General features: G+C 43.0%; 12 protein-coding genes. 2 read left to right on the top strand and 10 right to left on the bottom strand.

Annotation, left to right across the window (positions count from 1 at the left end; all coding sequences use genetic code 11):
- Positions 1 to 77 precede the first annotated feature (77 nt).
- The 5 genes from ADA55_RS02990 to ADA55_RS02975 all read right to left on the bottom strand — a co-directional run bounded on the left by ADA55_RS02990 (position 78) and on the right by ADA55_RS02975 (position 4,557).
- Positions 78 to 1,508, bottom strand: a complete 1,431-nt coding sequence (locus tag ADA55_RS02990; RefSeq protein WP_207118124.1) for a HAMP domain-containing sensor histidine kinase — start codon at positions 1,506 to 1,508, stop codon at positions 78 to 80.
- Positions 1,498 to 2,187 carry a response regulator transcription factor gene (locus ADA55_RS02985; protein WP_048678789.1) on the bottom strand — a complete coding sequence of 230 codons (690 nt, stop codon included), beginning with the start codon at positions 2,185 to 2,187 and terminating at the stop codon, positions 1,498 to 1,500. Before ADA55_RS02985 ends, ADA55_RS02990 begins: the two co-directional genes overlap by 11 nt.
- A gap of 274 nt (positions 2,188 to 2,461) precedes the next feature.
- Positions 2,462 to 3,385, bottom strand: a complete 924-nt coding sequence (locus ADA55_RS02980; RefSeq protein WP_048678785.1) for a cation diffusion facilitator family transporter — start codon at positions 3,383 to 3,385, stop codon at positions 2,462 to 2,464.
- 206 nt (positions 3,386 to 3,591) lie between these two features.
- The gene (locus tag ADA55_RS30910; protein WP_260088715.1) at positions 3,592 to 3,720 is read right to left on the bottom strand and encodes a hypothetical protein; all 129 of its coding nucleotides are present in this window, start codon (positions 3,718 to 3,720) and stop codon (positions 3,592 to 3,594) included.
- 93 nt (positions 3,721 to 3,813) lie between these two features.
- Positions 3,814 to 4,557: a metallophosphoesterase family protein gene (locus tag ADA55_RS02975; protein ID WP_048678782.1), complete on the bottom strand. Its 744-nt coding sequence runs from the start codon at positions 4,555 to 4,557 to the stop codon at positions 3,814 to 3,816.
- Between the two features lie 215 nt (positions 4,558 to 4,772).
- Between ADA55_RS02975 and ADA55_RS27875 the strand changes: the two genes are divergently transcribed.
- Positions 4,773 to 4,907 carry a YjcZ family sporulation protein gene (locus ADA55_RS27875; protein WP_065421098.1) on the top strand — a complete coding sequence of 45 codons (135 nt, stop codon included), beginning with the start codon at positions 4,773 to 4,775 and terminating at the stop codon, positions 4,905 to 4,907.
- A 210-nt stretch (positions 4,908 to 5,117) separates the two neighbouring features.
- On the opposite strand, the gene ADA55_RS02970 is transcribed toward ADA55_RS27875, so the two are convergent.
- The gene (locus ADA55_RS02970) at positions 5,118 to 6,083 is read right to left on the bottom strand and encodes an NAD(P)H-dependent flavin oxidoreductase (protein ID WP_105718791.1); all 966 of its coding nucleotides are present in this window, start codon (positions 6,081 to 6,083) and stop codon (positions 5,118 to 5,120) included.
- Between the two features lie 82 nt (positions 6,084 to 6,165).
- On the opposite strand from ADA55_RS02970, the gene ADA55_RS02965 reads away from it, so the two are divergent.
- Entirely contained in the window at positions 6,166 to 6,678 is a 513-nt protein-coding gene (locus ADA55_RS02965) for a gamma carbonic anhydrase family protein (RefSeq protein WP_048678776.1), read from the top strand.
- Between the two features lie 64 nt (positions 6,679 to 6,742).
- Here the strand turns inward: ADA55_RS02965 and paaX are convergent, their stop codons facing one another.
- The 4 genes from paaX to ADA55_RS02945 form a co-directional block, all read right to left on the bottom strand.
- Entirely contained in the window at positions 6,743 to 7,624 is an 882-nt protein-coding gene (gene paaX / locus ADA55_RS02960) for a phenylacetic acid degradation operon negative regulatory protein PaaX (protein WP_095391064.1), read from the bottom strand.
- Positions 7,625 to 7,709: 85 nt separating this feature from the next.
- Positions 7,710 to 8,486 (bottom strand): enoyl-CoA hydratase-related protein, encoded by a 777-nt coding sequence (locus tag ADA55_RS02955; protein ID WP_048678772.1) that lies wholly within the window; start codon positions 8,484 to 8,486, stop codon positions 7,710 to 7,712.
- Positions 8,487 to 8,552: 66 nt separating this feature from the next.
- On the bottom strand, positions 8,553 to 9,761 hold the full coding sequence (locus ADA55_RS02950) for an acetyl-CoA C-acyltransferase (protein WP_048678767.1): 1,209 nt from the start codon (positions 9,759 to 9,761) through the stop codon (positions 8,553 to 8,555).
- Entirely contained in the window at positions 9,758 to 10,630 is an 873-nt protein-coding gene (locus ADA55_RS02945) for a 3-hydroxyacyl-CoA dehydrogenase (RefSeq protein ID WP_048678764.1), read from the bottom strand. Before ADA55_RS02945 ends, ADA55_RS02950 begins: the two co-directional genes overlap by 4 nt.
- Between the last annotated feature and the right edge of the window lie 52 nt (positions 10,631 to 10,682).

The raw sequence follows: 10,682 nt of genomic DNA, 5'->3' as shown, positions 1-10,682 counted from the left end.
AGGGGTTCAGAATTTTTTAATTCCGAACCCCTTTTGTCTACAAACTGAGGGTTGTCCATTACAAGGACAACCCTTTTTTATATTTGATCCGCTTTTTCTATGACAATCGTGAAGATGGTGCCTTGTTCATTGCTATCCTTAAGCACAAGATCTCCCTTTTGCGCTTTTGCGAGCATTTTACTGAATGGCAGTCCCAAACCTAAACCGCGTACCTTCAACTTTTTGTTTTCGCCTCGATAAAATGGTTCGAACACATATTGCTGTTCATGCTTGGGAATCCCCCGCCCGCTGTCCAGAACATCAATGCAGATTCGTTCTTCATCCTTTTCATAAAGATGAATCGCTATTTTGCCTTTGCCGTCAAGTGCATGTCTGGCATTATTCAAAAGGTTAATGACGATTTGCTGCATCCGCAAAGAATCAATTTGACCAAAGACCGGTTCATCAGGAACTTTTATCTCAAAAGCGAACGCTTGATCATCATCTTGGGTCACCTGCCAGCGATAGGCGATTTCCTTAATGAATATATTGATATTCTCTTTTTGCACCCGGATTTTAAAAGCGCCTGCCGAAATGGCATTATAATTGAGTAAATCCTCTATCATACCTTGTAAACGCTGAGTTTCCTTTAAGGAAATATCGAGGAATTCCTTACTTTGCTCTCCCTTGACGACATCATCTTTCACCGCTTGTATCAGTCCGCTAATGGAAGTGACTGGCGTTTTCAAATCATGGGTTACGCCCGCGAGCAATTCCGCCCGCAACTTCTCCATGACCTTCAATCGATTGGTCATTTCCTTAAATGATTCTATCAGTTCATAGATTTCTTCTTCCTTGATTTCCTCTTCCTCTTTGAAATGGATATCATAGTTGCCTTCACGAACCTGGACCGCGGCGTTAGCTACGTCTTGGATGGGGCGCGAAATCTGCCTGGAAAGAAAATAAATGACGCCCGTTCCGAGAATCAGAAGTCCTCCAATCATGATCGCCAACAAGCCATGATCTTGGTTGATTTCCTTCAATGCCCCTTCTTCCTGGGCAATGACCACCCAGCCTCTCGTCTCATCATTGAACGTAATGGGGGATTTGACGACATATACTTTGTTGTCGGAAATCTTGACCTTCTGCACCAACTCCGTATTTTTCATGATGACGTCCGGGAGTTTATTTTCATCCGGATCGATATACAACTGTGGCATCGTATATATGATGGTGGCATCTGGATCGACGATATAGATGATTGGCTGTTGATTCAGATGGAGGATTTTTTCCCGTTCCTCAACAATTTCCGAAAGGATAGGGCCAACGACAATCTGGCCATTTTCCTTAATCGCCCGATCGGATGTTTCATCCGCTAAGTACTTTAGAAGGCTGAGCCTATATTCCAAAGCCGTTTTTTCCATCCACCATAAGGAAAAAACAGATAATAATATCAAACCGGAAATCAAGGTCAATACGTATCTCTTTGTCCAATAGCGTTGTAAAGTGGTTCTTTTTTTAGTTTTCATAGACACTCAATTGATACCCCAATCCACGCAAGGTTTTTATTTCTCCCTCAGTTACCGGCCATCCATCTATCGCCTTCCTGATTCGTTTGATCGCCAGGTCCACTGCACGGTCACTGCCGTCATAATCCATGCCCCACACCTGGTCGAGCAGCTGCTCCCTCGTGAAAATTTGATTAGGGTGCTTAGCGAAAAAAACGAGCAGAGACAAATCACGCGGCGTCAAGTTTATCTCTTCCCCATTCAAATGCACCATATATGACAAATCATCGATGGTTAAACTCCCAAATTCGTGCACATGACCATCTTCCGTAGCAACCGATGATGACCTTCTTAAAACGGCATGCACCCGGGCCACGACTTCTTCAGCAACGAAGGGTTTGGAGATGTAATCATCCGCACCTGACTTAAATCCCGATAATCTGTAATCGACATCTGTCAGTGCAGTCAACATGATAACCGGACAGGTATCGTCCTCACGAATTTCCTTCAATATATCCCAGCCTTCCTTACCCGGCAGCATGACATCTAGCAGGACAAGGTCTGGCTTCGTTTCTTCAAACATTGGAATGGCCTTTAGCCCATCGTAAACTTGGACTACATCAAATCCTTCCCGCTCCAAATATGCTTTCAATACCATTGATATGGCAATTTCATCTTCTACTACAAGAATTTTCTTCATATATGGATTCCTCCTTCCTGAATTATAGTGGAATTATTTTGTATATGCTAACTATTAAAAAACACCAAGCCTTTTCCCTCAATTTTACCCTTTTTATGTGTCAGGATTATGTTCGCAGTAAAATTAACCGGTGTTTTCACTTCGTAACTTTGTGTAAGTGATCTCGATTCATTTTAACAGGAATGCCGCTACATGATCGTAAAAATCATACAGAAAAACTATAAGCTCCTCACTACACTCTAAAGAGGCTGGCTCTAAACTGAGCCAGCCCTTTTCAATTACATGTCTCGTGTGGATTGGGACAGCCCGCTTCCTGCCTTTCCACTTGGATCGTGCTATGTTCAATTCCAAACTGATCATGAAGTAGTTTTTGCGCTTCTGCTAAAACTGAATCGTGATTACCGTTCTCATCTATGACAACATGGCAGCTCATTGTAAAAAAACCAGAGGTGATCGTCCAGATATGGAGATCATGGACATCGGATACACCTTCCAATTCCACCAAGGATGCTTTCACTTCATCCATATCGACTTGGCCTGGTGTGCCCTCCATCAAGATATGGAATGAATCCCTCACTACCCTAAAACCGCTGATAATAATTAAAATCGCGACGATGACGCTCGCAATCGGATCTGCAATTCCCCAATCGAAAAAATAAATCAAGAGTGCGGCCGCAATGGCACCCACAGATCCAAGCATATCACCAATGACATGTAAAAAAGCACTTCGCACATTCAGATTGTCTTCTTTATCTCCGCTCATTAAAATCCAGGCGGCAATGACATTAACAAGTAAGCCGATGATTGAAATCATTAGCATTCCCATGCTTTGAACCTCAGGAGGATCCAGGAACCTCTTAATTGCCTCTACGAAAATGAATACGGATATGACGATCAATGTCAATCCATTCAAACAAGCAGCAATGATCTCAAACCGTTTATACCCAAACGATTTGGACGATGTCGCTTTCCTTTCCCCCAACCTTATCGCTGTATAACTAAGCCCTAATGCTGCCGCATCGCTAAGCATGTGACCTGCATCCGACAGTAAAGCCAGACTATTTGTCAAGAATCCCCCAATGACCTCGACTATCATAAATGTGGAGATTAATAAGAAAGATGCCAACAATGCTTTTTTATTGTTAGAATGGTGGTGTCCGTGCCCATGATCATGGGAGTGACCATGATGATGTCCCATGCCATCCCTCCTCTCGATTTGAAACTTATATATAGTATGGGATAAATCCAGAATGGTTTCAAATGATTCACTTCCGGTATTCACTGGCTGTAAAAAGAGCGATCAAACGGGCAGGAAGTGAGTTTTTATGAAAAATAAAAATCGGCCTTCAACCAATTCAAAGTAAAAATAAACGCTACAGACATTCCCTGCAGCGTTTTCCCCGTTTATTTTTCCTCTTGCATCGTATCATCGACAATGGCAAACAGATCCTTATTAAACAATTCATCATTACAGACAAGACTATGCCGTTCCATCTCTTCCTGCTCTTGAATTACCTGTTCATTTTCCTTCATGACCTACCTCCAGCTTAATGATGTTTGCCTATTAGCGTATCCGCAGGCATGTACCTTTATGCTCTTCCCCATACTTCACCTTTTATAAACGTCTTAGGCCTGCTGCCCGCCATGGAAGGCACGTATAATGAATTCATGCTCTGGAACTTGTAAGCTTTGGTACGATGACAGGAACGATGTATTATCATAGGCCACTTTTTCAAGCTTTACCTGAATACCCGCATTTTCAATTGAAACAATGGCATAAGGAGCAACTGGTTCACCATTACAGCCAAGAGAACCAGGGTTCAGGAATATCGTTCGGTCATTTTTATAAAGGTGGATAGGATGATGGTGTCCGAATGCTATTAAATCGTGATGCTGATCTTTGAAAAGCATTTCCAAGTTATTTAAACTCGGTTCAACGATTTTACTATATGGATTTTGGCTTATGTGCTCATCCAATTTCTTCGATTCCATGTGATAATGGGTGAAGTAAACGGAGTGATCATTAATGATATGATGTATGGTTCGAGGCAATTTTTCCAATTCATTTATGAATTTCCGCTGCATCCTTTCAGCTATCCATTCATGATGCTCCTTAACATGAATATGTCCGTCCGGATGCGGCTCCCCGTTAATGATGGCCAGGACAGCTTCATCATGATTTCCAGTTATCATCGACAAATCATTTCTTGAAAATAAAAGTTCAAGGACTTCATTTGTATCAGGACCAATCCCAACCATATCTCCCAAACAATAGAGACGATCTATTTCTTCCCTTTTGTCAATATCCCTAAGGACGGCTTTTAACCCTGAAGCATTACCATGCACATCCGTTATAATGGCAACTTTCATGACTTAGTTCAGCTCCCTTCCTCCACAATCCACATGGTATATTATAACATTTAAACCGAAATCAAAAAAATATTCGGGCTTAATCCCTTGATTTGCTCACGCCCATTTTTTATGAATAAGCAAACACTTCGGCCTAGAATACATAGTATGAAGTATTCCCGGTAAAGATGTTTTGCTAGGTATGTAATTCATAATATATATGAGGAGGAAATCAAATGGGTGGAAATGGTAACGAATGTTGTGGCGGCGGTTTCGATAACGGATTCGCATTGCTGATCGTATTATTCATCTTGCTGATCATCATTGGATGCAGTTGGGGATTCGGCGGCGGCTTCGGCGGCGGCTGCTAATAATGACATAAATCAAAAAGGCGCCTGATCATGGCGCCTTTTTTGTTATGGATTGACTTTTTAGTTTTTGTTTTTACTATTCCAAAGAGGCTTTCCCTCTTCAAACTTTTATTACATAATATGAGGAATGGTATATAAATTTTTAGATGTTAACCTAGGGAAAACCTTCTTCTAGACATGGACGGATGGCAAATTAGGTACCTTCCGCACTCAAATCATAAAAGGGGCAGAGAGCCTGCTCAATCCATCCTCCATATGTTTTTTCGCATCTTTCATCATGCCATCAAGTACTTCCTTTACCGTGGGTATATCGTCAATCAATCCGGCAACCTGGCCGCTGTTCATAAAACCATTGGTAACATCCCCGTTCATCGCTCCATTAATATGATGGACTTCAGAGGTCATTTCACGATAATTCACGGGAGACAGTCCCTGCTTCTCCATATCCAGCACTTTCTCGGTATAAGGGTCCTTCAATACCCTCCTGACCTGTCCAAATGATCTGCCCAAAATTACCGTATCATTGCCCATCGCTTCGATTAGTTTCTGCTTATATGATGGGTGGAACGGTGCTTCTTGTGTAGCAATCAGCCTGGTTCCCAATTGGACGCCTGAAGCCCCCAGCATCAATGCAGCTGCCAACCCCTGCCCATTGCCTATTCCGCCAGCGGCCAAAACGGGAAGCGTCACATGCTTGCTGATTTGCGGAATGAGTGTAAACGTCGTCATTTCCAGGTTCGAGTTGATGCCGGCAGCTTCAAACCCTTCTGCCACCAGCACATCTGCCCCTGCATCTTGCGCTTTTTGTGCGTGCTTGACCGACGCAACGATGGCAATCACTTTTATATTCTTTTTTTGCAATAGTGGAATGAAAGGGGCAGGATTCCCTGCAGATAAGGAAACTACAGGTATATCATGCTTCAGGACAAGATTCACTAACTCATCTGTATATGGACTAACGTTTATTGGAATGTTCAACGCAAAATTGTTATTGGTTTTATCTTTGGTTTCGAGAATGATGGCTTCTACCTGTTCAGGAGTCATGGTACCGCACCCTATGGTTCCCAGACCCCCTGCATTGGATACTGCAGCCGCTAGACTTGCATTGCTTATATTCCCCATGCCGCCTTGAATAATTGGATATTTTATCGCAAAAAGTTCACAAATATATTTCACTTTCATCCCTCCCAGTCAATTTAATGTTATACTATATTCATTAGAAAAACAATTCTGACTTTTTAAAAAAAGGAGCGAGACTATGATTATTCCGTACAATAATAAAAAACCATCCATTGATGATACCGTTTTCGTGGCACCGGGTGCTCATTTAATCGGTGATATTTCGATTGGGAAAGAATCGACCATTTGGTTCAATGCGGTACTGCGCGGTGATGAAGATTCAATTACAATAGGAGAAAAATGCAGTATTCAAGATAACTCCACCATTCATTTATTTGAAGGATGCCCGGTTGTCATTGAAGATGAAGTGACGGTCGGTCACAATGTCATCCTGCATGGTTGTAAAATAGGCAAACGATCCATTATTGGTATGGGTTCCACGATATTGGATAATGTAGAGATCGGCGAAGAATGCATCGTCGGAGCGAACACATTGATTTCCTCTGGCAAAATCATACCTCCACGTTCATTGGTCATTGGTTCCCCGGGGAAAGTGGTTCGCCGATTGAATGATAAAGATCTTGAATTGATCCAACTTTCCATCGATACATATGTTCAAAAAGGGAAAGACTTCAAGGTGATACTTGATTAATTATTGCAAGGAATTTGAAAAGAGCTTCGGCAAGTCGTCGTTAACGGCTGGCCGAAGCTCTTTTTCACTTAATGATAAGTGGATGGTCCTTGGCATCATAGGTTTCATCTTTCCGGCATAAATCATTGTTTTCCTGAAATACGCTTTCAAAGAAACGGCTTGCTGGTTCAGCCAAGACTTGATAATATTGGCTAAATAAAAGAGCAGCATGATTCCCATTCCACTTAGAAGGCAGAAGTTCCTTTGGCAGGCCCGGATCGATGAATAAAAATTTACGGTATTCATGCACCAAGTTCGTTCGTTCCACAAAACAATCTGCATCGGACATTTCGCCCCTGCTAATGATGCTTTGATGAACGATGAATTGTTTACTGTATTTCTCGATGAATTCTTCATATTTATTTTCAATCTCTTCTAATTGCCAGCTCTTCTCTACAAGCGATTGGTTTTCTTTTGGACCTTTGTACTCCGAGATGAAAAAATCAACATATTCATCTATGTCATATTTCTCGATCAAGCGATTGATTTGCTTCTCCAAATCATTGGGGGAAATCCAGCAACCGCTTGAAAAACTGCCAAACCCGCTCCATAATAATTCTTTGCGGAGATCATCCCGTAATTGCCGCTTATCTTCAGGGATCGTGTACATTAAGATGCGCCATTTACCGTCCCATTCATTCGGTTTCATCTTATATATGCGATTGGCCGCTTCATCCATTCTCTGCACACCGCGATCAGTCAAAAAATAATAGCTTTTATTTCCCTGCTTCTCTGACTGAATCCACCCTTGCTTGACCATTCGTGAAACGGCTACACGAACGCCCTGCTCATTATGGCCGAATTCCTTTAACAAACGAATTAAACTGCCTATCCAGATTTTACTTCCATAGTTACGGATATAATCGCCGTATATCGTAAAAATCATGGATTGTGTATTAGTACCTATCTTTCTCACCTCGTCCTAACATTGTTACTATTTTCACACGGAAGACATAATAATTATTATATCTTTTTAAAATGAAAGCGCAATATTATTCACCAGTAAATCGCGCTTTTCTCCGTTCACTAAATGCCAGGAGCGCTTCCGATCTATCTTGAGTCGGAATGGTCAATTCATAGGCTTTTCCTTCTATGGCCATTCCCGTTTGCAAGTCCGTATTCATTCCTTGGTCAATCGCATATTTGGCTTGTTTGACTGCAATCGGTCCATTCTTCATGATATTGTCTGCCAATTCCTCACAGGCTGACATAAGACGATCCCTAGGCACGACCTTCAAAAGGATCCCTAATTGACATGCTTCTTCCGCAGTCAATTTTTTAGCGGTCAAGATCAATTCCTTCGCCTTCATTTCCCCAATCAATCTCGGCAGCCGCTGTGTCCCGCCTGCTCCCGGAATAATGGCCCAGCTAGTTTCAGTGAGCCCCAAAGAAACACCTTCCGCAGCAATTGCAAAGTCACATGAAAGCAGCCATTCAAATCCTCCCCCCAATGCATATCCATTGACGGCAGCCATTGTCGGCTGCGGAAGCCCTGCGATACTATTAAAAACATCGCGTATCGCTTTAACGTTCCTTCTTACTTCTGCATCATTCAAAGACTTCCTTTCTTTCAAATCCGCTCCCGCGCTGAATGCCTTTTCCCCTGCACCGGTGAAAATGACGACACGGATATCGCCGTCATAATAAACGGCATCGATGACTTCCTGCAGTTCACAAAGTGTCTCATAGTCGAAGCAGTTCAATACGTCGGGCCGATTCACTGTTATATAGCCGATTTGATTTATCACTTTATAAATAACCTTGGACATGAGTCTCCTCCCCTTTTGAAAAAATGACCCTTATGCAGATAAAATTAATAAGGGCCCTACGCTTAATCATTCTTTATCAATATTTTCTATAATGGCGGATATGCCTTGGCCTACGCCCACACACATCGTTGCAAGGCCATAGCGTACTTTCCGCTTTTTCATTTCGTGGACGAGTGTTGTTAAAATACGCGCCCCGCTTGCACCGAGCGGATGGCCAAACGCTATTGCACCTCCGTTGACATTCACTTTCTCCTGATCCAATTTCAATTGGCGGATGCACTCCAAGGATTGGGAAGCAAATGCTTCATTCAATTCGACCAGCCCGATGTCTTCAATCTTCAAACTTGCCCTCTCCAATGCTTTTTTAGTGGCATGAATCGGGCCAAGGCCCATAATGGACGGTTCCAAGCCCGCTACCGCCCCTACAACATATTTGGCCAGAGGCTTCAATCCAAGCTCCCGTGCTTTTTCTGCACTCATCAAAAGCAGTGCCGAGGCTCCATCATTTACACCTGAAGCATTACCGGCGGTTACAGTGCCGCCTTTAAAGATCGGTTTGAGTTTTTCCAGCTTTTCGATGGTCGTGTCAGGACGAGGGTGTTCATCTTTATCGAAAATGACCTCATTCCCTTTTCGATCCGTATATCGAACAGGTACGATTTCATTAATGAAACGCTCATTTTCCACTGCGTTTTTCGCCCTTTGCTGGCTTTGATAAGCGAATTGATCTTGGTCCTCCCTTGAAACAGAAAAACGCAGGGCGACGTTTTCAGCCGTTTGAGGCATGGAATCCGCACCATACATTTCTTTAAGTTTCTCATTCGTGAAACGCCATCCGATCGTTGTATCCTGAAGCTCCATTGAACCCCGCGGAAATTCACTCTCAGGTTTGGCCATGACGTACGGCGCCCTTGTCATGCTTTCAGTACCCCCTGCGATATAAATATCGCCTTCACCGACTGCAATGGAGCGTGCTGCATACATGACGGCATCCAATCCGGATCCACATAAACGATTTATTGTCGTTCCAGCTACATTTACCGGAAGACCAGCTAAAAGGGCGGACATCCGGGCCACGTCGCGATTATCCTCTCCCGCTTGATTTGCATTCCCGAAGATGACATCTTCAATTTGATCAGGCGGCAGCTCTGGATTGCGATCCATCAGCGCCTTGATTACAATTGCGCCGAGATCATCCGGGCGAACGCTTTTCAATGCGCCTTTATATCTTCCGATTGGTGTTCTCACAGCATCAATGATCACTACATCCTTCATTTCCTCACCAGCTCGCCATCTTTTGTATAATCGTACACACCTTTACCAGACTTACGGCCGAGCCTGCCAGCTTTAACATACTGTTCAAGGAGGGGAGCCGGGCGGTATTTCTCACCCAGTTTACTATGTAAATATTTTAAATTATTCAAACGGGCATCCAATCCCACCAAATCACCTAGCTCAAATGGTCCCATTGGGTAATTCAGCCCTAACTTTATTGCCTTATCGATTTCTTCTGGTGTTCCTAAGCCTTCTTGAAGCATAAAGAACGCTTCATTACCTACCAAACAGCTGATCCTGCTTGTAACAAACCCAGGGAATTCATTTATTACCACGGTCTCTTTCCCCATTTTTTCGGCTACCTCTTTTATTATGGCTGCCGTTTCATCGCTTGTTTCAAGACCACGTACAATCTCAACGAGCGGCATCCTTTGTACAGGATTGAAAAAATGCATGGCAATCGTTTTTTCGGGACGCTTTCCATAAGAACCGATTTCTGTCGGACTCATCGTGGAAGTATTGGTTGCAAAGTAACAATCTTCTTTTGCATGGACTTCAATCGTTTCGAAGACTGCCCTCTTGATTTCCGCCTTTTCCGGAACTGCCTCTATGATCAAGTCGGCATATGCTGCTGATTCTTTCAGATTGGCAGAATAGGTAAATCTGCTTTTTGCAGCTGCCGCTTCTTCCTCCGTAATTTTTTGGTAGCGCAAACCCTTTTCAAAAATGGAATCGATTTCGTTTCTTGCACTTTCCAAAGCATCCTGATTCACATCCACCAATACTACATTAAAGCCCCCTATTGCTCCTACATAAGCTATTCCCCTGCCCATGACACCAGATCCGACAACCACTAGATTACTAATCATTCGTTCATTCCTCCTTCAAAAATAAATAGGGCTGGCTGCGGATGAATCAGAT

It is taken from the genome of Bacillus sp. 220_BSPC (assembly GCF_001054655.1).
Classification (GTDB): domain Bacteria; phylum Bacillota; class Bacilli; order Bacillales; family DSM-1321; genus Peribacillus; species Peribacillus frigoritolerans.
The sequence above is the reverse complement of the archived record's forward strand: the minus strand, read 5'-3'. Positions and strand labels throughout refer to the sequence as shown.